The following is a 25013-nucleotide window of genomic DNA, read 5'->3' as shown; positions in this document are numbered from 1 at the left end:
CGGGGTGGGAAAGCAGCGAGAAGCCGGTTCCTGCGCAGCCTCAAGGCCGGGTCAAGGGCATCCACGACCTTGCCCGCCGGCGGGCCGGCGGGCAAGGGACTTGAGCCAGTTCTGAGGTTCTGACCTGCTGGTTCGTGGTGGCCGAAACTATTCTCTTCGGGACCGATCGATCACTTCTGGGAAGATTCGGCACCCTTCGCGGCGCTCGGCGCCTTCTTGAACCCGATGTCCTCGAAATGCGGGGCCGCGAACCCGAAGGCACCGGCGTTGGCGACGTTCGGCTTCACCGCGACCAGCTGCGGGCGCTGGTAGATCGGCAGTGACGCGGCCGCCGCCCAGATCCGGGCGTCCGCCTTGCGCACCAGGTCACGGGCCTCGTCCTCGTCGAGCTCGCCCGCCGCCCGGTCGAAGAGCTGGTCGATGCGGTCGGTGCCGACCCGGGTGTAGTTCTGCTCGACCAGCAGCGAGCCGTCGGAGGCGGGCTCCGGCTTGGCGAACACCGGCCGGTCGTCGGTGGCCGGGTAGGCGGTGCCGGGCCAGGAGTACAACGCCAGGTCGAAGTCGCCCGAGGCGATGTGGTCCTTGAAGTAGCTGTCGTCGGCCACCTTGGTGATCTCGGTGTTGATGCCGACCTCCTTCAGCATCTGCGCGATCCGGTCGCCGACCGCGCGCAGCGCCTGAGAGCCCTCACCCGAGGGGAGCACGAACCGCAGGGACAGCGGCTTGCCGTCCTTGCCGAGCGGCCCGCCCGCCGCGGCCGGCGCTGCGGTGCCCTTCGGGGCGTACGCGCCGGGGGCGCCGCCCTGGCGGTGCGCCTCGGTGCGGCGGTGGACCTCTTCCTGACGGCGGGCGCCGTGGCCGGAGCCCGCGTCGCCCAGGACCTCGGCCTGGCGCATCAGGGCGATCTCCTGGAGGGCGGCCGCGCGGGCCGGGGCGAGCACATGCGTCTCGCCGCCCGGGCCCCAGCCGCCGGGCCGGTTGTCGCCGGGCTTGTCGTCGTGCCCGTCCGCACCGGCGCCGTCCGCGTCCGGCCGCGCCTGATCCGCGTAGTACGGCCCCTCGCCGACCTTGCGGCCGCCGACCCGGTACGTCACGTTGCCCCGCTCGTGCGCCTTGTCGTCGCCGACGATGTACGTGCCGTCGCCCTCGCGCTTGGCGTCGTCGTCCGCGTCGGCGCCGGACGCCTTGCTGCCCGCCTTGGCCGAGCCGGGCTTCTGGCGGGCGCCGCCCGGCGTCCAGCCCGCGTCGGCGAGCAGCGCCTGCGCCTCGTGGGTGTCCTGGCCGCCGAGCGCGTCGCTGTTGTCGGCGTACGCCTGCTGGCCGGCCAGCGCCAGATGGCTGCCGGGCGGGTGCGCGGGCAGCCCGAGCGGCTTGAGCACGATCTCGGCGAGCTCCTGGCGGTCGAGCGCGCGGGCGACGGCCCGGCGCACCCGTTCGTCGGCGAGCGGGCCGGAGCTGCCGTTGAGGGCGAGCTGGGTGTAGGCGGGCTCAAGCGACCTGCGGATGGCGAGGCCGCTCAGCCCGGCCTGCTCCTGGGCGTACCGCTCGACGGCCTCGCGGGTCTGCTTGCGGGCGCGCACCTCGGATTCGGCCCGCTCCTCGTCGGAGCCGTGCGCGAGGGCCCAGGAGCGCAGGGCGGAGGCCGGGGTGATCGCGGCGCCGGGGCCGTGGGCGAGCTCGGGACCGCCGTTGGCCCGGCCCGCGCCCTTGTCGCGTTCGGCGAGCGTGATGCGCTCGGCGGCGGGCCGGTCGATCTCGGCCACGTCCAGGCTGCCGTCGGCGAGGGCGGCGACCCGCTTGTCGCGCGGCACGGCCCGCAGGACGAGCTCGTCGAGCTTGCTGGGGCGGCCCCACCAGCGCGGGTTGCGGGTGAGCGTGACGGTGCCCTTGTCACGGTCCGCCGCCTTCAGGAGAAACGGTCCTGCGGTGGCCTTCAGCTTGGTGCGGGCGCCGTCGTTGAAGTCGCCCGGCGTGCCCGTGACGTCCTTCGGGTAGAGCGGGCTGAACAGCGCCCGCCAGTCCGCGTACGGCTTGTTGAAGGTGACCTTGACCTCCAGGTCGTTGGCGCCCTTCTCGATCTTCTCGATCCGCTCGTACCCCGCGTTGCGCGCGGTCCAGTACGCCGAGTCCCGGCCGCTGAGCGCGCGCCACTGGGCGACGAAGTCGGGCGCCCCGATCTCCCGCCCGTCGCTCCACACCGCCTTCTGGTTGAGCTTGTAGAGCACGACCTGCTTCGGCTCGCGCTGCACGATCTCGGCCTTCTCCAGGAAGTCCGGGTTGCGCTGCGGTCTGCCCCGGTCGTCCAGGGTGAAGAGGCTGGGCAGCACCGCGCCGGTGACCCTGGCGGTCGCGGCGTCGGCGTCGGCCTGGAACGCGTTGAGCGTCTGCGGCATCGCGTCGACGGCCCAGCGCAGGGTGCCCCCGTCGGCGACCTCGGGCCGGGTGGCCGCGCCGATGTCCTGGGGGACGCCGGACGCGGTCTCGTCGTCGCCCGAGGAGCAGCCCGCCAGTGCGGGCAGTGCCAGCACACCGGAGGCGAGGAGCGCTACGGACCGCAGCGACGCGGCGGTGCGGATGGCGGCGACGGTGCGGACCGCCCGGGATGCCCTCCCGCGCTGGACTCCGACGTGGGCCATGGCTTGTACCTCTTCGTCAGTTTTGTTTGCTTGGTGGCATTTCGCGATGATCACACGTATTGCCCACCCACTGAAGAGGACGGCCCCCCTGCCCGCACGGCGACACGGCGCGGCGGCGGCCGGATCCCACCCATGCGGCGCAATAACGGCGCGAACGGCGGAGCGCGCGCCCCCACAACCCCGTGCACGCACCTTCACAACCACGGAAGTGACGCGCGACACTCTCAGGCGCATGACCTTTCGGGGGGATCCGGAGGTCGCCCTCCGGAATGACCGGTTCACCGCCCGCTACTGCGGAAGGTAGGGCACGTCATGTCCCTGCAGGACGAGTTGACGGCAGTTCAGCGCTGTCTCGACGACCTGGTCAGGTCGGTCGGACGACTGGAGAAGGCCGGCGACGGCGGCCTGGACATCCGGCGGGTGCGGACCGACACCGACCATCTGCGCGAGAGCGTGGCGCTGCTGCGCGAGACCGCTCCCCGGACCGCCGCGGTCCGCCCGGACCTGGTGACCATCCCGGACACCCCGTACGACACGTCCCTGTGGACGGACTCGGACGACGAAGGTCTCGGCGCCCGCGACCGGCGCGCCCCCTGACCCAGCTGACTGGAGCCACTGTTGGCCACAGGCACCGAACCCCAACCGATCACCGGCGTTCACGACGCCTCGCGCGCCGCCATCGCCCCACGCCATCTGCGGACGGACCGCTGGTGGCTGGCGCCGGCCGTGACCGCCGCCGGACTGCTCGCCTTCGTCGTCTACTCGACCTGGCGGGCCTTCGTGAACGACGACTACTACGCCGCCCCGTACGTCTCGCCCTTCTACTCGCCGTGCGTCGCCGACAACTGCGCGCCCATGCACGGCGGCCCGAACGCCGATCTGATCGGCAGCTGGTGGGGCCTGTCCCCCGCCCTGCTGATCCTGATCTTCCCGCTGGCGTTCCGGGGCACCTGCTACTACTACCGCAAGGCCTACTACCGGGGCTTCTGGGCCTCGCCGCCGGCCTGCGCGGTCGCCGAGCCGCACAAGAAGTACTCGGGCGAGACCCGCTTCCCGCTGGTGATCCAGAACATCCACCGGTACACGTTCTACTTCGCCCTGCCGGTCGCCGGCTTCCTCACGTACGACACGGTCCTCACCTTCCGCGACGATCACTACCGCTGGGGCCACATGGGGCTCGGCTCGCTGATCTTCGTGGCCAACATCGTGCTGATCTGGGCGTACACCCTCTCCTGCCACTCCTGCCGGCACATCGTCGGCGGCAAGCTGCGGCACTTCTCCAAGCACCCGGTGCGCTACCGGCTGTGGGGCTGGGCGGGAAAGCTGAACAACCGTCACATGCTGCTCGCCTGGTCCTCCCTGATCAGCGTCTCCGTCGCCGATCTGTACGTGTACCTCCTCTCCACCGGCGCGTTCGACGATCCGAGGTTCTTCTGATGACAACGGCAATCGCGCCGACGACCGGACATGGGGCCGCCTGAGATGACGCAGCTCGAACGGCAGCAGTGGGACGTCGTGGTGGTGGGTGCGGGCGGGGCGGGCCTGCGGGCCGCCATCGAGGCACGCGAGCAGGGCGCCCGGACCGCGGTCATCTGCAAGTCCCTGTTCGGCAAGGCCCATACGGTCATGGCCGAGGGCGGTATCGCCGCCTCCATGGGCAATGTGAACTCCGGCGACAACTGGCAGGTGCACTTCCGCGACACCATGCGCGGCGGCAAGTTCCTCAACCAGTGGCGGATGGCCGAGCTCCACGCGCGCGAGGCGCCCGACCGGGTGTGGGAGCTGGAGACCTGGGGCGCTCTCTTCGACCGCACGCCCGACGGCCGCATCTCCCAGCGCAACTTCGGCGGCCATGAGTACCCGCGCCTGGCCCATGTCGGCGACCGCACCGGCCTGGAGCTCATCCGCACGCTCCAGCAGAAGATCGTCTCGCTCCAGCAGGACGACAAACGCGAATTCGGCGACTACGAGGCCCGGCTGAAGGTCTTCCAGGAGTGCACGGTCACCCGGGTGCTGAAGGAGGACGACCGGGTCTCGGGCGCGTTCTGCTACGAGCGCGAGTCCGGCCGCTTCTTCGTCCTTGAGGCCCCGGCCGTGGTCCTGGCGACCGGCGGCATCGGCAAGTCCTTCAAGGTGACCTCCAACTCCTGGGAGTACACCGGCGACGGCCACGCGCTCGCCCTGCTCGCGGGCGCGCCGCTGCTCAACATGGAGTTCGTGCAGTTCCACCCGACCGGCATGGTCTGGCCGCCGTCGGTGAAGGGCATCCTGGTCACCGAGTCGGTCCGGGGCGACGGCGGGGTGCTGCGCAACTCCGAGGGCAAACGCTTCATGTTCGACTACGTGCCGGACGTCTTCAAGGAGAAGTACGCGGAGTCCGAGGCGGAGGGCGACCGCTGGTACGAGGACCCGGACCACAACCGCCGCCCGCCCGAACTGCTGCCCCGCGACGAGGTCGCCCGGGCCATCAACGCGGAGGTCAAGGCGGGTCGCGGCTCCCCGCACGGCGGCGTCTTCCTGGACGTGTCGACCCGGATGCCCGCCGACGTCATCCGGCGCCGGCTGCCGTCCATGCACCACCAGTTCAAGGAGCTGGCCGACGTCGACATCACCGCCGAGCCCATGGAGGTCGGCCCGACCTGCCATTACGTGATGGGCGGCATCGCGGTCGACTCGGACACGGCGGCCGCGCGCGGGGTGCCCGGGCTCTTCGCGGCGGGCGAGGTGGCCGGCGGGATGCACGGCTCCAACCGCCTGGGCGGCAACTCCCTCTCCGACCTGCTGGTCTTCGGCCGCCGGGCCGGACTGCACGCCGCCGAGTACACCTCGGCGCTGGGCCCCGCCCGGCCCGCCGTGGACGAGGCCGAGGTCGACGCGGCGGCCGCCGAAGCGCTGCGGCCGTTCAGCGCCGAGCCCGCCGACGCCGCGGCCGCCGCGCCCGAGAACCCGTACACCCTCCACCAGGAGCTCCAGCAGGCCATGAACGACCTCGTCGGCATCATCCGGCGGGAGGGCGAGATGCGCCAGGCGCTGGAGAAACTGGGCGAGCTGCGCGTACGGGCCCGGCGTGCCGGGGTGGAGGGGCACCGCCAGTTCAACCCCGGCTGGCACCTCGCCCTCGATCTGCGGAACATGCTCCTGGTCAGCGAGTGCGTGGCGCGCGCGGCCCTGGAGCGCACCGAGAGCCGGGGCGGCCACACCCGCGAGGACTGGCCCGCGATGGACCGCGGCTGGCGCCGGGCCAATCTGCTGTGCAGCCTCGCCGACCCCACCGGCGGCCTCGCGGCCACCGATCCGGTCCGGGGCCAGATCCGGCTGACACGCGAAGAGACCGAACCCATCCGTGCCGACCTGCTCGCCCTCTTCGAGAAGGAGGAGCTGGTCAAGTACCTCGCCGAAGAGGAGCTCTACGAGTGACCACGTATGACGCGAGCTTCCGGGTCTGGCGGGGCGACACGGGCGGCGGCGATCTGACGGACTACAAGGTCGAGGTGAACGAGGGCGAGGTCGTCCTCGACATCATCCACCGGCTCCAGGCGACGCAGGCACCCGACCTCGCGGTGCGCTGGAACTGCAAGGCGGGCAAGTGCGGTTCCTGCTCGGCGGAGATCAACGGCCGTCCGCGCCTGATGTGCATGACGCGGATGTCGGTGTTCTCCCGCGAGGAGACGATCACGGTCACCCCGCTGCGGGCGTTCCCGGTCGTCCGCGACCTGGTGACCGACGTCACCTTCAACTACGAGAAGGCGCGGGAAGTTCCCGCCTTCGTCGCTCCGAAGGGTGTGGCCCCGGGCGAGTACCGGATGCAGCAGGTCGATGTGGAACGCTCGCAGGAGTTCCGCAAGTGCATCGAGTGCTTCCTGTGCCAGGACACCTGCCATGTGGTGCGCGACCACGAGGAGAACAAGACGGCCTTCGCGGGCCCGCGCTTCCTGATGCGGATCGCGGAGCTCGACATGCATCCGCTGGACGCGGCGGACGAGACGGGCCTGGACCGCAAGCGCACCGCCCAGGACGAACACGGCCTGGGCTACTGCAACATCACCAAGTGCTGCACGGAGGTCTGCCCCGAGCACATCAAGATCACCGACAACGCCCTGATCCCGCTGAAGGAGCGGGCCGTGGACCGCAAGTACGACCCGCTGATCTGGCTGGGCAACAAGATCGGCCGACGGCCGGGAAGCTAGCCCTGTCCGGCCGCGTACGGGACTTACGGGACGGGGCCCGGCATCCGTGGATGCCGGGCCCCGCCGTCGTACCGCTGTCGTACCGCTCGCGTCTGTGGCTCAGTTCCAGCCCTTGTCGTACGCGGCCCAGTCCTTGTCCCGGGCCGTGAAGTCGACGTACAGGGCCACTCCGAAGTGCTCGCGGTGGCGGTCGGTGCGGCCGAGGCCGAGCCGGACGCCGCGCACGGCCGCCTTGACCGTCTCGGCCGAGCCGTGGTGCCCCATGTTCTCCGTCTGGAAGAACGGCAGCCCCATCAGCAGGTCGGTGGTCTTGGGCGTCACCTCAAGGGCCAGCGACGCCTGCTGGGCGACATAGCCGCCGTACAGGCTCTCCAGCGGCATCGAGGTGTCGTACGACATGACCGCGATCTGGTCGACGCGCTTGGCCACCTGGCCGAAGTACGCCTGCGACCACCACTTGGGGTGTCCGGCGATCTTGCCGGCCGCCGAGTGCAGCCGCGGGACCGGGTCTATCTGGTGCGCCGCCACGGAGAGCGTCGCGTTGTGCGCGCGCGTCATGGGCCGCACCGCGTCCAGGAACTCCAGGAAGTGGCGGTCGCCCGAGGGCATCGGCTCCATGTCGAAGTGCACGCCGTCGAAGCCGCCGGACAGGACCTGGCGGGCCGAGTCCACCATCGCGCTGCGGATCTCCGGGCGCTCCAGACGCAGCCCCTTGGGGCCCTCGGTGGCGAGCTTGTCGCCGAGCCAGGCCTGGACACGGACGCCGGGGAGCCTGCGGTGCATCCCGTCGACCAGCCAGCGCGCCTTCGGGTAGCGCGCGGCGGGCAGTGTGCCGCCGTGCTCCAGCGGCCCGGCGTGGACGTACAGGTCGTGTATCCCGGTGTCCCGCACGCGCGCGGCGAAGACGTCGAGGTCCTGCTCGCTCTTACGGCCGTCGACCCAGGCGTGACCGAGCCAGATGGCGTCCCGGCCGCGCGTTCTGGTGCCGTTCCCCGGGTCGCCCGCGTAGCTGCTGCGCAGCGCCACGGCTCCGACCACCATCGGGGCCATCACCAGCAGCACGGCCGCGAGCGCGGCACGCCGCACCCAGGTCCGTGCCGGGCGCCGGAACCACCGGCGCAGGCCTTCCACTCCGGCCGATATAGCTGTCCGCACGAGAACCCCTGACTGTCAGTGTGCCGTGGAAGTATGACGTCCCGGGGGCCGATGGCATAACGAGCGGGCCGCGTCCACCCGAACGCCGGGGTGCTCCCGCCCGGTCGCGGACCGGCAGATCCCGCCATACGCTCACAAATGTGACGCCGTGTGTCAGTCGCACCAGGCCGCACATAGCCGTCCGGGCCGTCCGGGGCCTCGTGGCCGTGCTACTGGCGGCGGGCTGGCTCGCCCTGCCCGGCGTGCCGTCGGCGCGCGCGGACGGGCCTGCGGCGGTGCCCGGGGTGATGTGTGCGGCGGGGTCCGGAGTGACGCCTGCGGCGCTCTCCACACAGGCACTGTCCACACACGACGGGTCCTTCTACTCCAGTGACTACGTGCTGCCCGTCGCCGTCCTCGTCGGGGCGGCTGCGGCCGCCGCGTACGCGTACGCCCGCAGGTCGCGGCGGGCCCTGACCCGGACGACGCCGGCGAGTGCGCTGGGAGCGGGTGCCGGCGGGGAGGGGACGGAGGCGGGGACGGAGGCGGGGACGGAGGCGGGGACGGAGGCGGGGACGGGGACGGGGACGGGGGCGACCGAATCGCGGAACGGCGTCGGTGTCGACGCGTCGAGCTTCCTGGACGCCCTGGATACCGACAGCAAGGTGGCGCTGGTCGCCGTCGATGACGCCATCCGTACGAGTGAAGAGGAACTGGGTTTCGCCACCGACCAGTTGGGGGATGAGGCGGTCCGCCCGTTCGCGGAGGCCGTCGCCCGCGCCAAGGCGGAACTGTCGGCCGCGTTCCGGCTGCGGCAACAGCTCGACGAGCTCGGCGACGACGATCCGGCGGACGACGAGGTGCGGCAGGGGCTGCTCGACGAGGTCGTCTCCCGCTGCGCCGACGCCGACGAACGGCTCGACGCCGAGGCCGCCGCCTTCGACCGGCTGCGCGACCTGGAACACCACGCCCCGCAGGCGCTCACCGCCGCCGAGTCGGCCTTCCGTACGCTCACCGGCCGTACGGCGGCGGCGGATTCGGTCCTGGTCGCGCTGCGCCAGCAGTACGAGGCGTCGGCGACCGCGCCGGTCACGAGCCATGTCGAGGACGCCAAGGAGCGCCTGGTCTTCGCGACGACGACCCTGAACCTGGCCCGCCAGGCACTCGACGCGGACGACAACGACACGGCGGCGGTGTACGTGCGCGCCGCCGAGGGCGCGGTCGCCCAGACGGCGATGCTGGTCGAGGCGGTGGAGCGGCGCGCCCGCGAACTGGCCGACGCCGACGCCGGGGTCGACGCCGAAGCCGGGGCCGACGTCGAGGGTGCGGTGGCCGACGCGGACTCCGCGGTCGCCCTCGCCGATGTCTACATCACCACACACCGGGGCGCCGTCGGGTGCGAGGCCCGCACGCGGCTGTCCGAGGCCCGGCGCCACCTGCAACAGGCCGGTGGCGCGGCCGAGTCGGGCCCGGCGGGTGCGCTGGCCCGGCAGGCACAGAGCCTCGCCGAATCCGACGTTCACTCGTTCGAGGAAACCGGGAACACAGGCGAATCGGCAGTCGTATCACGAGGGGAAGGCGGGCTGAGCGGGGCGGTACTCGGCGGGATCATCCTCGGCGCAGCAAGCGAGACAGGCGAGACAGGCGGAACAGACGGACCGGGCAGCTTCGGGGGCGGGGGCACCCGGCGACGGAAAGGTGGTGGTGGCCGCTTCTGACCATGGGCGCAGTTGCCCGGATCGGCGCAAGGAGAAAGCCATGAGCGACAGGCAGTCGGTTCTCGGCCGGGTCGGCCAGCTGGCGAAGGCCGACATCAACGCGCTCCTCGACCAGTCCGAGGACCCGCAGAAGACGCTGGACCAGCTGATACGGGAGTACACGAGCACCATCGCGGAGGCGGAGCGGACCGCCGCCGCCACCATCGGGGAACTGCACCTCATGGAGCAGGACCGGCACGAGGACCTGGTGGCCGCCAAGGAGTGGGGCGACCAGGCGCTCGCGGCCAGCCGTAGAGCCGATGTGCTGCGCGCGGACGGCTCGGCCGACGAGGCCGACCGCTTCGACCGCCTCGCCAAGGTGGCGCTCGGCAGGGAACTGCGATCGGAGCAGGAGGCGCGTACGGCGGAGCCGACGATCGCCGCGCAGACGGGGTTGGTGGAGAGGTTGAAGTCGGGGGTGGAGCAGATGAAGTCCAGACTGGCCGAACTGGCGTCGAAGCACGACGAGTTGGCGTCTCGCGGCACGTCGGCATATGTGCCCGCACCGACATCGGCACAGGCGCCGACCGGGACGGCGGACGCGGGCACGAGCATCAGCGTGCTCGACCCGACCAGCGAGATATCCCGCTTCGAGGACAAGCTACGGCGCGAGGCGGCGCGGGCGCGGGGCGAGCGGGAGCTCGAAGCGTCGCCCCTGGACGCCCGGTTCGAGCAGCCGGACGCCTTCGACGACACGGCGGAGGTGGCGGCGAGACTGGCGGCGCTGAAGGCGACGACGTAACGCGGCGCGGGGACGTGGCGCCGCGCGGTGCGGGGCGGTGCGGGAGCAAGCCTGGCGTGGCGGCGGGTGCGGCCGGGGCTGCCGTGCGACCGCGCGAGGAGGCGGCCGCGTGCGACGGCACGGGCTCAGAGCATGCTCAGCGGCACAGAACATGCGAGGCACAGGCTCAGAACATGCTCAGCAGTTGCTCCTCCGTCAGTTCGGCGGGGCTGGACTCGCCGTCCGGGAGGGAGAGTTCGAACCAGACCGTCTTGCCGCGCGGGGTGCGGCGCGAGCCCCACGACGCGCTCAGCAGGCCGACGAGCTGGAGCCCCCGGCCGCCCTCGTCGGTGTCCCGGGCGCGCCGCCGTCTGGGCTGGACCAGGCCCGCGTCCCACACCTCGCAGACGAGGGCGCGGTCGCGCAGCAGCCGCAGTCTGACCTCGCCCTCGCCGTACCGCAGGGCGTTGGTGACGAGCTCGCTGACCAGGAGCTCCGTGGTGTCGACGAGGTCGCCCAGGTCCCAGGCGAGCAACTGGGCGCGGGCGAGCTCGCGGGCGCGGCCCACCGAACGGGGTTCGCGCGGCAGCCGCCAGTCGCCGACCGCGTCCGGCGCCAGGCCCTGGATCCGGGCCATGAGCAGGGCGATGTCGTCCTCGCCGTGGCGGGTGTCGAGGGTGTTGAGGACCTGGTCGCAGACGTCCTCCAGTTCGGCGACCGGGTCGCTGATGGCCTTGCGGAAGGCTCGTAGCCCCTCGTCCAGGGGGTGGTCGCGGGACTCGACGAGGCCGTCGGTGTAGAGGGCGAGCAGGGCGCCCTCGGGGAGTTCGACCTCGATCTCCTCGAACGGCTCGCCCCCGACGCCGAGCGGCAGCCCGGGCGGCATGTCGAGGAAGAGCGCGGGCTCACCGGGCTCGACCAGGACGGGCGGCAGATGGCCCGCGTTGGCGATGGCGCAGCGCCGCGTCACCGGGTCGTACACCGCGTACACACAGGTCGCCAGGTAGACCTCGGACAGGTCGGCCTCGCGGGACTTGTGGGCGCCGCGTGCGCCGGGGCGGCCGCGGCGGGCGCCTGCCAAGTCGCGGTCGGGGCCGCCGGGGTCGCCCAGGCCCCGGGCGATCTCGTCGAGGTGCGAGAGCACTTCAGCCGGTTCCAGGTCGAGCATGGCCAGGGTCCGTACGGCGGTGCGCAGTTCGCCCATGGCGACGGCGGCCCGCAGTCCGCGGCCCATCACGTCGCCGACGACCAGGGCGGTGCGGTGGCCGGGGAGTTCGATCACGTCGAACCAGTCGCCGCCGACCTCGGTGGCCGCGTTGCCGGGCAGATAGCGGCAGGCGATGTCGAGCCCGGCGGCCTCGGGGTCGCCGGGCGGGAGCAGGGAGCGCTGGAGGATCAGCGCGCGTTCGTGCTCCCTGCGGTAGAGGCGGGCGTTGTCGATGCAGACGGCGGCTCGGGAGGCGAGTTCGGTGGCGAGCGCGCGGTCGCGGTCGCCGAAGGGCTCGCTGCCCTTGGCGCGGGAGAACTGGACGAGGCCGACCACGGTGTCGTGGGCGACCATCGGGACGGCGAGCGTGGTGTGCACCAGGCTGCCCTCGTCGCCCGGTACGGCGTGCAGGCGGCCGGTGCGCAGGGCACCGGCACAGGGCGAGTGGAAGGGGTAGCGGTGGACATCGCCGACGGTGACCACGGGGCCGGGGCCGGATCCGGTGAGCGGTCCGTCCGAGACGGCGCTGGCGAAGGCGACGCGGCGCAGCTCGGCGCTCCCGTCGGCCCGGCTCTGGATGGCCTCGTCCCCGGCGAGCAGGGCCGTGTAGAGGTCGACGGAGGCGAGGTCGCAGAAGCCGGGGACGGCGACGTCGAGGAGTTCGCGGGCGGTGGTCTCCAGGTCCAGGGAGTTGCCGATCCGGTTGCCCGCCTCGTTGAGCAGGGCGAGGTTGCGGCGGGCGTCGGCGGCCTCGCGGGCCGCGTTGTGACGGCGGGTCACATCGATGCCGAGGCTGGCGACGCCGATGGGCCGGCCGGTGCCGCTGTGCACCCGGTAGAGGTTGATCGACCAGTGCCGACGGGCCGGATCACCGGGCGCCGTGCCGACCAGCTGGAGGTCGGTGACGGACTCGCCGGTCTCCAGGACCCGCTGAAGGGCGGCGGCCATCCGGTCGGCCTCGGCGCGGCCCAGATAGTCGTGGACGGTGTGGCCCCGGTGGTCGCCGGGTTCGCCGCCGAAGACGGTGGCGAAGCGCTTGTTGGCGCGGAGCACGGTGAGGTCCGTACCGAACAGCAGGAAGCCGAAGGGAGATTGGCCGAAAATTGCCTGCGACGCCGCGAGGTCCGTCTCGATGCCGCGCAGCGCCCGGACGTCGACGACGATACAGAGCGCGCCGCGCTCCCCGGCCGCCGTCTCACTCGGCATCACATAGAGCTCGGCGAACCCGTGCCGCCCCTCGCTCTCCGGCAGCCGGAACGGGACGATGCCGGTCCACTCCCGGCCGTCCAGGATCTCGGTGACCCGTCGGTGGCCCTGCGGGCGCAGCTCAGAGGGCATGAACGCGTCCACCGGGTCGAGCCCCACGACCTCGCGGGCGGGCAGGCCGAACTGCTCCTCGGCCCGTCGGCTCCACTGCTCGATCAGCCCGTCGGGCCCGATCGAGAACGAGGCGACCCTGATGTAGTCATAGATCGAGCCAGGCGGGCTGCTCTGCCACACGACGCCGCCAGCCGTCTCAGGTATCTCGCTCACGCGACCGTCCCCTCCAGCTCACCGCACCGGACCGGCCTTGACCGCAGTATTCAGTACTACGGCCCCCACCGACACGGCGTTCACGATCACATCCCGGTCTCGTTCTTTTCCGGCCGCCGCGCGACCTCGTCGTCCCAGGCGGTGGTGATCGTTCGTCCCTTCCTCCTTCTAACCAGGCAGGGCCAGCTCGAACCACACGGTCTTGCCCGTCCTGCCGCGTCTGGTCCCCCACCGCCGAGCAGAACAAGCCACCAACTGAAGTCCCCGGCCGCCCTCGTCGTCCGGCCCGGCGTCCCGCTCGACGGGCTCCTCCGGCAGCGGGTCGGAGACCTCCACCAGCAGGGCGCCGGGTTCCAGGCAGGCCATTCTGACCCCGATGGGCCCCGACGCGTGCCGCAGGGAATTGGTCACGAGCTCGCTGACCAGCAGCACCGCCACATCGCTCACGGCCGGGTCGAACGACCAGCCGCGCAGGGTGTCCCTGACAGCGTGCCGAGCGGTGCGCACGGCACCCGCCTCCGCCGGGAAGGTCCACTCGGCGCAGCCGCCGGAGGTGTCGATCACGCCGCTCACCCGCATCCGACTCTTCGGGGGGTTTAGAAGGATTAATAGCCACATACCCGATATATAGGGTCAACTATCCCCACGCGGGGCGCATGGTGGCACGAACGGCGTACGGACCGGCTCTTTCGTCAGCTCCCCGGCCGCCGCTCCCCCGCCGCCAGGGTGCGCTCGGCGAGGATACGGGCCGCCAGCGCCACCGCCGGGCGGTCCTGGGGCAGCCAGTCGACCTCGTCCGTCGCATCCGGGGCGAGCCAGCGCAGGGCGTCGTGGTCCTCCAGGGGGCGCGGGTCGCCGGAGAGCAGCCGGGCGGTCCACACCCACAGCACATAGCCGGGCCCCAGCGGCCACTGTCCCGGGATCCGCTCCAGCGGCTCGACCTCCACGCCCAGTTCCTCGCGCAGCTCGCGCACCAGGGCCTGCTCGGGGCTCTCACCCGGCTCCACCTTGCCGCCGGGCAGCTCCCAGCGTCCGGCCAGCTCCGGCGGGGCGCTGCGGCGCGCGGCCAGCAGCCTGCCCCCGTCGTACACGGCTCCGGCCACCACCACACGATCGTCCATGCGCCGGAGCGTAACCCGCACCCGGCGCGGCCCGGCCCACCGGGCCACGGCGCCGCTACTGCGCCGGCTGGCCGATGCGCTCGACCCAGTAGAGCTGCCGGTGACCCCGGTCGTCGAGGCTGTCGACGATCTTCTGCGCCTCGGCGCGAGTGGCGTACCTGCCGACGCGGTAGCGGTTGCCGTTGTCGTCCTGGCGTATCACCTGCCAGGAAAGCACCACTCCGCTCTCGTTCATCGCGCCCCTCCCGCCGTCGGCATGCAGGTCGGCCGAGATCCCCAGGAAACCGCATTCCGCATATGCCTGAGCGTACGCCTGACCTTCACGGAGCGGATACGTGTTCTCACAAAGAGATACGGATCCGGCCACACAGGGCATGCCGACGGGGGCGCACGCGCTTGAGTGCGCCCTCGTTACGGGAGTTGACACTGCGTCAGCCCAACAACGTCACCCCCACGTAACCAATGAGCGGTACGCGGTCACTTCACCGGCAGGTGGTACGCGATCCGGTAGCGGTCCGCCGGGACGACGACGTCGGCCGTCTCCACGGCGAGCCCCGACGCGTAGTACGTCCGCTCGATGACCAGCACCACATGGCCCGGGACCCCGCCGAGCGCCAGGAGCTCCTCCGCCAGCCCCGGGCGCGCGCCGACCTCCTCCACCACGTTGTCCACCACCACGTCGATCGCGGCCATCCGCTCCACCACGCCGCACCCGCCGAGCGGCCCCTCCTCGGGCAGCATCACCGGTGTGCGCCCGGTGACCGCGAGCGGCTCCCAGGAGGTGGAGAGCATCATCTGCTCGCCCGCGTCCCGGTACACGTACCGGGTGCGCATCACCCGGTCGCCGACGCGGATGCCGAGCCGCTTGGCGATCTCCGGGGATGCCTCCTCCTGCTCGCTGCCCGACTCCCAGGTGCCCCGGGTGCCGTCCTCGGCCTGCTCCTGGCGAAAGGGGCTGGCGCCCTTGGCCGGCCGGTACCCGGAGCGGGCGATCCGGCGCGGGACCGGGCGCTCGCGTACGTACGTACCGGATCCGGAGCGGCCCTCCACCAGGCCCTCCGCCATGAGGACCTTGCGGGCCTCCAGGGCGACGGTGTCGGACACCCCGTACTGCTCGCGGATGCGCGCCTGCGAGGGGAGGCGGGTGTGCGGCGGCAGCGAACCACTGACGATCTTCTGCCGGAGATCGCTGGCGACGCGCAGATAGGCCGGCTGCTCACCGAAAGTCACTGGCCACTCCCATCAGGTTGACAGACAGCAACAGCGTGGCAACCGTCGGTTGTGCGCCGCAAGCCAAGGCCAGAGTTTCACCTGATGTGATGACGTGGCTTTTACGCAGGGCGTACCGCGGGTATCAAGCCGTCCGGGCCCGAGGGGGCTACCCAGCCGCCCCCCGCCTCAGACCGACTTGGAACCATCGCCTCCGGTTCCGCTCCCATTGCCGCTGCCGGGTCCGGCGTCGGTGCCGCCGTTGTCGGAGTCGCCGGTGGACCCGCCGTCGGCGCCGCCGGTACCGCTGGTGCTGCCGCCGGAGTCGGTGGCCGGCGGGGTCGTGGCGAGGTGCAGCGCGCGCCGGGCCTCGATCTCCGTGGCCTGCCGCAGCGCGCGGTCCGCCGCGCCCGAGTGCAGATAGAAGGCGTCCGCGTCGGCGGCCGTGGCGGCCTTCGCCCACTCCTTCTGCGCGAGTTCGGCCTCCTTGATCCGCGCCTGGACCTGCGCGTCGGCACCCGTGGGCCAGGTGCGCCCGCGCAGCCGCGCGCTCTCCCGCGTCAGGACGTCCGAGAGCTCCCCGGCCCACTTCTTGAACCCGTCGAGGTCGTCCTCGACCCGGTCCTTGTCGGGTGCGGACGCGAGCGCGCGGTCGTACGCGTTGGAGGACTGCAGATACGTCATCTGGTCGGGGTCGAGCTTGCGCGCGTCATTGCGCACCGACCCGTGCAGCTTGCCGCTCGACGTGGCGAACGCGCAGGTCACGGAGTGGTCGCCGAGGCGCCAACTGTGCTGGCTCGGCGTGTAGTAGTACGACTCGGCCTCGGCCGGCAGGGCCCAGCTGTCCATCGCGTACTCCTGCTCGACCGGCCAGCAGCGGCGGTCGGCGAGCGCGGTGATGGCCTTGTCGCCGGGGAACGCGGACCCCGTCAGCTTGAAGGAGCCGGAGACCTCGCCGTCGTGCGGCTTGTCGCACGGCACGACCGTCACGTTCACGACCTCGCGCTCCAACTCCCCGCCGGGGACGTTGAAGCAGTCGCCCCGGCGCAGGTTCATGGTGCTGCGGGTCTGCTGGGCGTCGTGGACACCGCTCTTGAACCCGTCCCAGAACGCGCCCGCGGCGCCCGTGGCGACGAAGACCACCGCGAGGACCGTGCTGACCACGGAGAGCACCACACCGGTGACGGCCATGCCCTTGCCGCGCAGCCCCTTCTTCCTGATCTGCCCGAGCGCGAGCCCGCCGAGCACCGCGCCGAGCGGCGGCACACAGCAGACGATGCCGGTGACCAGCGAGGCGACCGCCAGACCACTGGTCTTCGCCGGCTCCGGGAACGGCTGCGGATACGGGTACCAGGGCTGCTGCGGTCCCGGATACGGGGGCGGCCAGCCGGGGCCGTGGCCCTGGCCCGGCTGCGGGTGCGGCTCGGGCGCGGGCGGCGGCGGTATGTCCACGGGTACGGGCTCCTCGTCGAGGTCAGACGAACTGCTGCGCGAATCGTACGCGGGGGTGGGGTGGGGGTGACGGGGGTTGTGGATGGCCGCGTTCCGGAGGCGGCGGGTGTGCGCCGGGGGCGGGGTGGCAGGGCTCACGGTGGGTGGATTCCGGGGGTCGATCCGGGGCCGATCTAGGCTCGCCGTATGACGCCGAAACCGCCCGTGCCCCCTTTGAACGTTTCGCTTCCCGGCGCGCAGGAGCGGGGTGCGGCCTACCGCTGCCCGCAGGACGGGACGCGTGTGCCCGTCGAGGCCGCCGCCCCCTGGTGCTGCCCGGTCTGCCGGGGCCCCTGGGACCTGGACTTCTCCCCCGCGCCGGTCGACCTCAAGTCGCTCGCCGGACGCGTCAACTCGCTCTGGCGGTACGCGGAGGCGCTGCCGCTCGACGGCCCGCCGCCGGTCACCCTGGGCGAGGGCCGCACCCCGCTGGTGCCGCTCACCGACACCGTCTCGGCCAAGCTGGACTTCCTGATGCCGACGCTGTCGTTCAAGGACCGGGGCGCGGTCGTACTCGCCGAGCTGGCACGGCGGTTGGGGCCCGAACGCGTCGTCGCGGACAGCAGCGGCAACGCGGGCACGGCAGTCGCCGCGTATCTGGCGCGGGCCGGTCTGCCCTGCACGGTGTACGTGCCCGAGGCGACCTCGCCCAAGAAGGTCGAGCAGATCGGGGCGCACGGCGCCCGGGTCGAGCGGGTCCCCGGCGACCGCGAGGCCACGGCCCGGGCCGCCCGTTCGGCCGCCGACGCACCCGGCACGTTCTACGCCTCGCACGTCTTCAACCCGTACTTCCTGCACGGGACGAAGACGTACGTGTACGAGCTCTGGGAGGAGCTGGGCGGGCGGCTGCCCGACGCGATCGTGGTGCCCGTCGGCAACGGCACGCTGCTGCTCGGCGCGGCGCTCGCCACGGCCGAGCTGTACGCGCACGGGCTGATCGCCGAGCGGCCGGCGCTGGTCGCGGTGCAGGCGGAGGCGGTGTCACCGCTGGCGACGGCGTTCCGGGCGGGGGCGGACGGGTTGTCGGACGAGGAGGACGGCGCGGTCGCCGCGGCCGACACCCTTGCCGAGGGGATCGCGATCCCGCGGCCGCCCCGGGCCCGTCAGATCCTGCGGGCGGTGCGCGAGTCGGGCGGCACGTTCCTGACCGCGACGGAGGACCAGCTCCGGGCCGCCCAGCGGGACTTGGCGCGGCGCGGGCTTTTCGTCGAGTCGACGGGGGTGGCCTGCTGGGCGGCGGTCAGCGCGGCGCCGGACGCGTTCGCGGGGCGCAGTGTCGTGGTGCCGCTGTGCGGGGCGGGGCTGAAGACGGGGCTCGCGTAGCGCTCCGCGCCGGGTGCGGTGGTTGTGACTGCGGGCCGGTGGGGGCTGGTCGCGCCCGCGCGGCGGAGCCGCATGATGTCACTGTCCCGCGCCCCTGGTGGGGGGTGAGCGGTCGTTCGGCTGCGGACCGTGCGTGGCCGGGCGCGCAGTTCCCCGCGCCCCTACGAGCGCGGCTGAGCCGCACAAGGGCGCAGCCCCGCCCCTAACGGGGGGCGGGCGCCGCCGCCCGTACCGACACCCTCGGCTCCGCCCCCGTCTCCCACAGGTCCCGCAGCATCGGTTCGGCTTCGCGGGCCGTGTGCAGGGCCTCCGGGGTCAGGTCGGCGTAGATGATCTGCTCGTCCGTGGGGCCCGCCTCGGCCACGATGCGGCCGTCCGGGCCCCACACCGCGCTGCTGCCGCAGGTCGTCCAGTCGCCGGTGCGGCCGATGTGGTTGGCGAGCACCGCGTACACCGTGTTGTCGAAGGCCCGCGCGGGGAACCAGATCCGCGACTCGTGGTACCCGTTGCCGACGCTGAACAGCGCGCCCACCACGTACGCGTGGCACCCGTCCAGGGCCGCCGCCCGCGCGTGCTCGGGGAACCCGGAGTCGTAACAGATCCCCAACCCGAGCCGCCACTCGCCCACTTCGAGGGTGCACCCGGCCCGGCCGTGCCGGTAGAAGGCCCGCTCGGCCTTGAACAGCGTCTGCTTGTCGTAGCGGGCGCGGACCCCGTCCCCGTCGACGACCAGGGCCGATACGGACAACTCCCCGCCGTCGTACACCGCCGCGCCGACGACGGCGACCACGCCGCTCCCCCGGCAGGCGTCCGCGATCACCCCGAGCCGGGGGTCCCCGATCCCGTTCACGGCGCACCGCTCGGGGTCGGCCCGGATGAGCTCGGGCTCGTACCCGCTCAGGAACTTCTCGGCGAACACGACCACTTGCGCCCCACCGGCTCCGGCGGCCCGCACGAGCCGGGCGACGGTGGCCGCGTTGACACCGACGTCACCGGCGACGACGTGCGCCTGAGCGGCGGCGATACGGAGGGGACGCGAGGGTATCGGGAAGTCGATCACGGAACTCGACCTTACTCGGGCCCACCGGGCAGGTCGGGCTCCGCCCGGACCCACCGGGGCACACATCACGCCCCGGGACGCTCCCGCTCCAGCAGGGCGACGCACCGCCCGAGCAGCCCGACGAGCGTGTCCCGCTCCTCGTCCGTGAACTCGGCGGCCAGCGCCCGCTCCACCCGCACCGCCCGCCCGTCGGCGTCGGCCATGACCGCCAGGCCCTCGTCGGTGAGGCGGGTCTCCAGGACGTTGCGGTGCCACTCGTGCGGGGTGCGCACGATCAGCCCGCGCTCCTGGAGGTTCTTCAGGACCGTGTTCATGGTGGGCGGCGTGACCCCGCACAGGCGCGCGAGCGCCGCGGCCGAGATGCCCGGGCTCTCCGCGAGGTGGAGCAGGGCCGCGTACTGCGGCACGGTCAGGCCCGTCGGCTTGAGCACGGCGGCCTTCGTCGCCATGAGGGCCCGTTCGGCCTGCTTGAGGTGGGCGCCGAGGCGCTCGGCGGCGGGCATGGACGTCATCTCCGGATGATATCGACCGAACGTAAGGAACGCATTCGACGATAGCAGAGTACTCACTCATGAATAACGACCTTGACGATCATTAGAGCTCTAACCTAGATTCGCCTTCAGCCGGGCCAGCCAGCCCACCCGCACCACCTCGTCCACACCTCGTCCACACCTCATCCAGACCCGAGAGGCATCACCGTGTCCCGCATGCTCCTGCGCCGCTCCCTCATCGCCGCCGCGGCGGCAGCCCTCGTAGCCATCCCGTCGCAGGCATCAGCCCACGCCCACCCGACCACCGGCATCTCCACGGCGTACGAACTCCCGGGCGACCGCGCGTACCCGGAGGGGATCGCGGCCGACCCCCGCACCGGGGACGTCTATGTCGGCTCGTACACGACCGGCGCCGTCTACAAGGCCACCCCCGGACACCGCGCCGCCCAGGTCTTCCTGCCCTCGGGCACGGACGGCCGCAAGACCGCCAACGGTCTGAAGGTCGACCGGGCCGGACGGCTGTGGGTCATCGACTCGACGACCGGAGTCGCGGTCTACGACGTCCACCACCGCACGCTCCTGGCCCGCTTCGACGTGCCCACCGGCACCGCGCGCTTCCTCAACGACCTGGCGATCGGGCCGGACGGCACGGCGTACGTGACGGACAGCGTGCGCCCGGTGATCTACCGGATCACCCCCGCGCAGCTGGCCGACGCGGCGGCACACGGCGGCCGGGCCGCGCTGCTCGACCACTACGACCTGAGCAAGGCGGTCCCGCCGCACCCCGTCGGCTCGTTCACGCTCAACGGCATCGTGGCGGACCCGTCCGGCCGCTACCTCCTCGCGGTCGACATGACGGGAGGCGGCCTCTTCCGCGTGGACATCGCCTCGGGCACGACCCGCAAGGTCGCCATGACCGGCGGAGACCTCGTGAACGGCGACGGCCTCGACCTGACCGGCAGCACCCTGCGCGCCGCCCAGAACAAGTCGAACACCCTGACCCGCTGGCACGTCTCCCCCGACGGCACATCGGCCCGCCTGGAACGCCACGTGACCGACGCGTCCCTCCAGATCCCCACCACCCTGATCCACGTCCACGGCCGCACCCTGGTGGTCCGCTCCCAGTTCGACAAGGGCGGCCCGATGGGCCCGGGAACCCCGCGGACCCCGTTCACGGTGGCGTACGTCAAGGGCATCTGACCCGCGTCGGCCGGGCTCAGTCGCTACGGTGAAACCATGATGACCGCACTGCCCGACTGGATGCGCCCACCACGCGCGGAAGGCTGGTTCGCGGAGGACCTGGACCGCCTCCCCGAGGCACCACGCCACACCGAGCTGATCGATGGAGCACTCGTCTTCATGGTGTCGCCCCAGCGGGCGTGGCACGGCCGCCTCGTCACCGGCCTGACCAACGCGCTCACGGCACACGCGCCGACCGGCTTCGAAGTCGAGCGGGAGATGACGATCCGCCTCGACGCCCGCAACCGCCCGGAACCGGACCTCCTGGTGACGACGGCGCCCTATGACCCGGACCGCACCTGGTACGCACCGCAAGACGTACGACTCGTCATCGAGGTCGCCTCCCCCGAGTCCGCCCACCGGGACCGTACGGTCAAGCTCCGCAAGTACGCGGAAGCCGGCATCCCGCACTACTGGTGCGTCGAGGACGAGCACGGCGCCCCGGTCGTCCACGTCTACGAGCTCGACGAACCGACCCGCACCTATGTACCCGTCGGCATCTGCCGAGGCTCGCTCAAGCGCCCGGTGCCGTTCGAAATCAGCCTCGACCTGGAGAAGCTCACTCCACCCCGGCGCACCTGACAGGCCGCACAAGAGCGGGAAGGGGCCGGACCCGAACGGGTCCGGCCCCAACTGCGCTCCACGTCCGCCCGATTAGGCGGTCCGATCCCCCGCGATACGACGATACGACCTGCCATACGATCTGGAGTACGACTGCCGGGGCGCATGAGCGTCGGCGCGTGCGAGAGAGAAGGTGCCAGGCGTGAAACTGCTTCCCATCAATGTGGGCCCCCTCAATCCCACCGTGCCCGATCTCCTCATCGGCCTGGTCCTGTTCGCGCTCTGCTTCTGGATGATGGCGGGGGTGCTGCTGCCGCGCGTCAAGCGGGTGCAGGAGGAGCGGGACGCCCTCACGGCGGGCCGCTCCCACGAGGCCGAGGGCATCCTCGCGGAGGCCGCGGCGGTGCGCGCGCAGTACGAGTCCGAACTCGCCGCGGCCCGCCACGACGCGGCACGCATCAGGCAGCAGGCCCACGAGGAGGGCACGGCGGCGATAGTGTCCGCGCGAGCGGAAGGCATCCGCGAGCGCGACGAGATCGTGGCCGCAGGCACCGCGACCATCGCCACGGCCCGCACCTCGGCCGAATCCGAACTGCGCCCGTACGTCGACGTCATGGCCCTGGAACTGGCCAGCCGAATCCTCGGCGAACCGATCACGGCGCCGGCTCGCCACTGAAATCCTGTACGTCGGACGGGGTCGGTCCTGAATCAGGCCGGCCCCGATTCACCGTGAGCCGTTGTGTACGCACGGGACTCGGGCCCCAGCAGGAGGCCTGGCGGGACCTCCTTGGCATTAACTCCTCGCCCAGAGCGCCCAGTCATGAGCTAGCGTTGCCCTGCACCGCGTGTCCTCCCGGAGGATGTACGCGACGTGACCTGCAGAGACGCAGGCCCCTTCGGTTCGGTGACGCGAACCCATGGTGTGCTCCCGGCGGGAGCCATCCGGCACCGTCGCCGGTCACAACCGAAGGAGACGCGTTCTGATGGCTGTCGTCGAGTACACGCCCGAGCGCCGCACCTGGATCCATGATGCCCTGGTGGGCCTCACGGTGAGCCTCGGCTCGAACCTGATGTGGGCGCTGGCGCAGCTCGTGGTGCACCGCCTCGGCTGAGCCGGGCGGCGGGCGGGTCTCCGGGGCCCGCCCCTCACCCCGCCGCAGCCCGGGTTAATCTACGGACTGTCATTGCGGCCCGACGGGCTTCCGCTCCGCTTCGGCGGAGTCACGAAGGACATGCCCCCACCCGCACGAGTCATCTCGTGCCTGGGGAACCTTCGTGCTCCTGCAACTGTCCGCGGCCGAGCTCGGTCGACTCATCATTGCCCGGGCCGGATCGGCGCACCTCCGACTCACCGAGCAACTGATCGTCGAGCATGCTCGGACCAAGGGGGAAACGGCTGGTCAGGGCGATATCGCCGCCTGGAACAACAGCATCCCCGTAGTGGTGAGGGCTCTGCTGGACTGTGGTCTTGACGAAGTCGAGGTCCAGATCGAGGTCGACCTGCCGCACACCAACTGCGCGGTGGATCTCGTGCTGTGCGGCCGTCATCCCGGTACAGGAACGGACTCGTATCTTGCGATTGAGCTGAAGCAGGTACGGCACGCCACGGTTGACCCCCGGTGTCCGATCGCCGTCGATCTCGGGTTCGGCGACGGGAAGAACAAACTGCATCCGGTGCGGCAGGTCCAGCGCTACTGCGAGTACATGGTGCGCTACTTGCCCCATCTACGGGAGAGCGAGGATCAGTTGATGGGAGTGGCGCTGCTCCACAACGCCCGTGACGCGGACGTGGAGGCACTGTTCGGTCTGCCCGAGACCGACCACGGCTTCCTGTACACGCTCGACGACCTGGACCGGTTCCGACGAGTTCTCACTTCACGATTCGCTCCCGCATCCGGGAAGCAGGCCGCATGTGCGCTGGAGGGGGCCCGCAAGGACCCCTTGCTCAAGGTCACCGACGTCGCCCGCCAGCGGTCCGTCGTCGGTGGCGGCCTCACCCTCCTCGACGAGCAGTACGTCGCGGTCGACCGGATCACCCGGCACCTGGAGAAGACCGCGCGCCTGACCGGCTTCGACGTCGGGTTGTTCTACGACGGCGAGACCGCCCACAGCCCCGCCCCCGATCCGGGCGTCAAACGCGTCTATATCCTCCGGGGCGGCCCTGGCAGCGGGAAGAGCGCCGTGGCCCTGGAGTTGCAGCGTGCTCTCGGCCTCAAGGGTCGCGAAGCCGTGCTGGCCAGCGGCTCTCACGCGTACACGGAAACCCTGCGCGAGATCATGCTCAGTACGGCACGCCAAGGGCAGATTTCACACAAGCGCCGCGCGGCTCAAAGGCTCTACCAGTACTTCAACAGCTTCAGCGACACCCCGGCGGACACCATCGATGTCCTCATCTGCGACGAGGCGCACCGCATGCGACGCAACTCGACATACCGATGGACGCCCAAGGAGCTGCGGGACGACGACCGGCCCCAGGCGACCGAGTTGATCAGGGCCGCCAAAGTACCGATCTTCCTGCTCGACGACCATCAGTCGATCCGCCCGGATGAGGTGGGCACTGCCACCTACCTCAAGGAGCTGGCCGAGAGCAGTGGCTGCCTGGTCGAAGTGACGGATCTCGAGGGCACCTTCCGAGCAGGCGGCAGCAAGCGCTACCAGCGCTGGGTCCAGCAGTTGCTGGGGCTGGACGCCACCGATCCGGTAACCTGGCGATCGGACGGGCGGATGACACTCACGGTCGCCGACTCCGCTGAACAAATGGAGCAGTTCATCCTGGAACGTGGCCTTGAAGGATCCACGGCGCGCATCACTGCGGGCTTCTGCTGGCCGTGGAGCGACCCGGACGGTGAACAGCTCGTTGACGATGTACACATCGGGGAGTGGCGTCGGCCATGGAATGTGAAGCCGCAGCACAGCGTCCCCAACGCACCGAGGTCGGATCTGTGGTCGACCGATCCCCGCGGCATCGGGCAGATCGGCTGCGTCTACACGGCACAGACCTTCGAGTACGACTGGAACGGCGTGATCATCGGCCCCGACCTGCTGTTCCGTAACGGGAAGTTCACGGTGGACCGGTCCGCTTCCTGCGATCCCGCCTTTCGCGGCCCGGTCGACGACGCGATCGTCGACCGGTGTGTCCGCAACGCCTACCACGTACTGCTCACCCGCGGTGTCGTCGGCACAGTGGTCTACGCGACCGACCCGGAGACACACAACGCACTGCGCAGGCTCATCACAGGTGCCATCGGCATGCAGCACTACGACGGCGCCCAGCCACGGCTCACTGCCGAAGGGTCACAGCTGCCTCCTGCTTACAACAGACGTCACAGGTAACCTTGATCCC

General features: G+C 71.5%; 22 protein-coding genes. 12 read left to right on the top strand and 10 right to left on the bottom strand.

All coding sequences use genetic code 11. The features are described 5' to 3' along the window. Positions 1–170: 170 nt before the first annotated feature. Positions 171–2636 (bottom strand): ABC transporter family substrate-binding protein, encoded by a 2466-nt coding sequence (locus ACGFRG_RS26065; protein WP_361422628.1) that lies wholly within the window; start codon positions 2634–2636, stop codon positions 171–173. 312 nt (positions 2637–2948) lie between these two features. Between ACGFRG_RS26065 and ACGFRG_RS26060 the strand changes: the two genes are divergently transcribed. Genes ACGFRG_RS26060 through ACGFRG_RS26045 form a run of 4 tightly spaced genes read left to right on the top strand, consistent with a single transcriptional unit; the run spans position 2949 to position 6823 of the window. Next, positions 2949–3233, top strand: a complete 285-nt coding sequence (locus tag ACGFRG_RS26060) for a hypothetical protein (RefSeq protein ID WP_361422625.1) — start codon at positions 2949–2951, stop codon at positions 3231–3233. A gap of 21 nt (positions 3234–3254) precedes the next feature. Further along, positions 3255–4073, top strand: a complete 819-nt coding sequence (locus ACGFRG_RS26055) for a hypothetical protein (protein WP_361422622.1) — start codon at positions 3255–3257, stop codon at positions 4071–4073. Positions 4074–4118: 45 nt separating this feature from the next. Beyond that, positions 4119–6053 (top strand): fumarate reductase/succinate dehydrogenase flavoprotein subunit, encoded by a 1935-nt coding sequence (locus ACGFRG_RS26050; RefSeq protein ID WP_361422619.1) that lies wholly within the window; start codon positions 4119–4121, stop codon positions 6051–6053. Further along, a complete protein-coding gene (locus tag ACGFRG_RS26045; protein WP_361422616.1) occupies positions 6050–6823 on the top strand; it encodes a succinate dehydrogenase/fumarate reductase iron-sulfur subunit in 774 nt (257 codons plus the stop codon). The genes ACGFRG_RS26050 and ACGFRG_RS26045 overlap by 4 nt, the downstream gene beginning before the upstream one ends. A 99-nt stretch (positions 6824–6922) precedes the next feature. Here ACGFRG_RS26045 and ACGFRG_RS26040 read toward each other — a convergent pair whose 3' ends face one another. Beyond that, the gene (locus ACGFRG_RS26040) at positions 6923–7873 is read right to left on the bottom strand and encodes a hypothetical protein (RefSeq protein ID WP_393267981.1); all 951 of its coding nucleotides are present in this window, start codon (positions 7871–7873) and stop codon (positions 6923–6925) included. 245 nt (positions 7874–8118) lie between these two features. On the opposite strand from ACGFRG_RS26040, the gene ACGFRG_RS26035 reads away from it, so the two are divergent. Continuing rightward, the gene (locus ACGFRG_RS26035) at positions 8119–9675 is read left to right on the top strand and encodes a hypothetical protein (RefSeq protein ID WP_393267768.1); all 1557 of its coding nucleotides are present in this window, start codon (positions 8119–8121) and stop codon (positions 9673–9675) included. 40 nt (positions 9676–9715) lie between these two features. Next, on the top strand, positions 9716–10456 hold the full coding sequence (locus tag ACGFRG_RS26030) for a PspA/IM30 family protein (RefSeq protein WP_361422610.1): 741 nt from the start codon (positions 9716–9718) through the stop codon (positions 10454–10456). A gap of 166 nt (positions 10457–10622) precedes the next feature. Here ACGFRG_RS26030 and ACGFRG_RS26025 read toward each other — a convergent pair whose 3' ends face one another. From ACGFRG_RS26025 to ACGFRG_RS26000, 6 genes are all read right to left on the bottom strand, one after another. Then, positions 10623–13175 (bottom strand): SpoIIE family protein phosphatase, encoded by a 2553-nt coding sequence (locus ACGFRG_RS26025; protein ID WP_393267765.1) that lies wholly within the window; start codon positions 13173–13175, stop codon positions 10623–10625. A gap of 168 nt (positions 13176–13343) precedes the next feature. Next, positions 13344–13754, bottom strand: a complete 411-nt coding sequence (locus tag ACGFRG_RS26020) for an ATP-binding protein (protein ID WP_393267762.1) — start codon at positions 13752–13754, stop codon at positions 13344–13346. A 113-nt stretch (positions 13755–13867) separates the two neighbouring features. Then, entirely contained in the window at positions 13868–14296 is a 429-nt protein-coding gene (locus tag ACGFRG_RS26015; RefSeq protein ID WP_361422601.1) for a (deoxy)nucleoside triphosphate pyrophosphohydrolase, read from the bottom strand. Positions 14297–14351: 55 nt separating this feature from the next. Next, positions 14352–14531 (bottom strand): SPOR domain-containing protein, encoded by a 180-nt coding sequence (locus ACGFRG_RS26010; protein WP_361422598.1) that lies wholly within the window; start codon positions 14529–14531, stop codon positions 14352–14354. A 242-nt stretch (positions 14532–14773) separates the two neighbouring features. Further along, positions 14774–15526 (bottom strand): GntR family transcriptional regulator, encoded by a 753-nt coding sequence (locus ACGFRG_RS26005; RefSeq protein ID WP_393267759.1) that lies wholly within the window; start codon positions 15524–15526, stop codon positions 14774–14776. A gap of 168 nt (positions 15527–15694) precedes the next feature. Next, positions 15695–16957 carry a DUF4190 domain-containing protein gene (locus tag ACGFRG_RS26000; protein ID WP_393267756.1) on the bottom strand — a complete coding sequence of 421 codons (1263 nt, stop codon included), beginning with the start codon at positions 16955–16957 and terminating at the stop codon, positions 15695–15697. A 213-nt stretch (positions 16958–17170) separates the two neighbouring features. Between ACGFRG_RS26000 and ACGFRG_RS25995 the strand changes: the two genes are divergently transcribed. Then, the gene (locus ACGFRG_RS25995) at positions 17171–18319 is read left to right on the top strand and encodes a threonine synthase (protein WP_393267753.1); all 1149 of its coding nucleotides are present in this window, start codon (positions 17171–17173) and stop codon (positions 18317–18319) included. Positions 18320–18521: 202 nt separating this feature from the next. Here ACGFRG_RS25995 and ACGFRG_RS25990 read toward each other — a convergent pair whose 3' ends face one another. Both ACGFRG_RS25990 and ACGFRG_RS25985 read right to left on the bottom strand, forming a co-directional pair. Beyond that, entirely contained in the window at positions 18522–19379 is an 858-nt protein-coding gene (locus ACGFRG_RS25990) for a carbon-nitrogen hydrolase family protein (protein ID WP_393267750.1), read from the bottom strand. A 65-nt stretch (positions 19380–19444) separates the two neighbouring features. Further along, positions 19445–19891 (bottom strand): MarR family transcriptional regulator, encoded by a 447-nt coding sequence (locus tag ACGFRG_RS25985; protein ID WP_361422582.1) that lies wholly within the window; start codon positions 19889–19891, stop codon positions 19445–19447. A gap of 195 nt (positions 19892–20086) precedes the next feature. Here ACGFRG_RS25985 and ACGFRG_RS25980 point away from each other — a divergent pair, with 195 nt between their 5' ends. From ACGFRG_RS25980 to ACGFRG_RS25960, 5 genes are all read left to right on the top strand, one after another. Next, positions 20087–21070, top strand: coding sequence for an SMP-30/gluconolactonase/LRE family protein (locus tag ACGFRG_RS25980; protein ID WP_393267978.1), 984 nt, complete (start codon positions 20087–20089; stop codon positions 21068–21070). 39 nt (positions 21071–21109) lie between these two features. Next, positions 21110–21691, top strand: a complete 582-nt coding sequence (locus ACGFRG_RS25975) for a Uma2 family endonuclease (protein WP_393267975.1) — start codon at positions 21110–21112, stop codon at positions 21689–21691. 181 nt (positions 21692–21872) lie between these two features. Then, a complete protein-coding gene (locus ACGFRG_RS25970; protein ID WP_361422579.1) occupies positions 21873–22346 on the top strand; it encodes a hypothetical protein in 474 nt (157 codons plus the stop codon). A 307-nt stretch (positions 22347–22653) separates the two neighbouring features. After that, on the top strand, positions 22654–22782 hold the full coding sequence (locus tag ACGFRG_RS25965; protein ID WP_393267745.1) for a DUF6408 family protein: 129 nt from the start codon (positions 22654–22656) through the stop codon (positions 22780–22782). A gap of 163 nt (positions 22783–22945) precedes the next feature. Continuing rightward, positions 22946–25003 carry a DUF2075 domain-containing protein gene (locus ACGFRG_RS25960; protein ID WP_361422573.1) on the top strand — a complete coding sequence of 686 codons (2058 nt, stop codon included), beginning with the start codon at positions 22946–22948 and terminating at the stop codon, positions 25001–25003. The last annotated feature ends 10 nt before the right edge of the window (positions 25004–25013 follow it).

Source organism: Streptomyces sp. NPDC048696, assembly GCF_043198895.1.
In the GTDB taxonomy this organism is placed as follows: Bacteria; Actinomycetota; Actinomycetes; order Streptomycetales; family Streptomycetaceae; genus Streptomyces.
Note: the sequence above shows the minus strand (reverse complement) of the source record. Positions and strands in the feature narration are given on the sequence as shown.

What these genes read in the sequence shown, in the direction of transcription:
- ACGFRG_RS26065 (WP_361422628.1), bottom strand. Translation starts at nt 2,636, where the DNA reads ATGGCCCACGTCGGAGTCCAGCGCGGGAGGGCATCCCGGGCGGTCCGC.
- ACGFRG_RS26060 (WP_361422625.1), top strand. Translation starts at nt 2,949, where the DNA reads ATGTCCCTGCAGGACGAGTTGACGGCAGTTCAGCGCTGTCTCGACGAC.
- ACGFRG_RS26050 (WP_361422619.1), top strand. Translation starts at nt 4,119, where the DNA reads ATGACGCAGCTCGAACGGCAGCAGTGGGACGTCGTGGTGGTGGGTGCG.
- ACGFRG_RS26040 (WP_393267981.1), bottom strand. Translation starts at nt 7,873, where the DNA reads ATGGCCCCGATGGTGGTCGGAGCCGTGGCGCTGCGCAGCAGCTACGCG.
- ACGFRG_RS26030 (WP_361422610.1), top strand. Translation starts at nt 9,716, where the DNA reads ATGAGCGACAGGCAGTCGGTTCTCGGCCGGGTCGGCCAGCTGGCGAAG.
- ACGFRG_RS26020 (WP_393267762.1), bottom strand. Translation starts at nt 13,754, where the DNA reads ATGCGGGTGAGCGGCGTGATCGACACCTCCGGCGGCTGCGCCGAGTGG.
- ACGFRG_RS26015 (WP_361422601.1), bottom strand. Translation starts at nt 14,296, where the DNA reads ATGGACGATCGTGTGGTGGTGGCCGGAGCCGTGTACGACGGGGGCAGG.
- ACGFRG_RS26010 (WP_361422598.1), bottom strand. Translation starts at nt 14,531, where the DNA reads ATGAACGAGAGCGGAGTGGTGCTTTCCTGGCAGGTGATACGCCAGGAC.
- ACGFRG_RS25985 (WP_361422582.1), bottom strand. Translation starts at nt 19,891, where the DNA reads ATGACGTCCATGCCCGCCGCCGAGCGCCTCGGCGCCCACCTCAAGCAG.
- ACGFRG_RS25980 (WP_393267978.1), top strand. Translation starts at nt 20,087, where the DNA reads ATGCTCCTGCGCCGCTCCCTCATCGCCGCCGCGGCGGCAGCCCTCGTA.
- ACGFRG_RS25975 (WP_393267975.1), top strand. Translation starts at nt 21,110, where the DNA reads ATGACCGCACTGCCCGACTGGATGCGCCCACCACGCGCGGAAGGCTGG.
- ACGFRG_RS25965 (WP_393267745.1), top strand. Translation starts at nt 22,654, where the DNA reads ATGGCTGTCGTCGAGTACACGCCCGAGCGCCGCACCTGGATCCATGAT.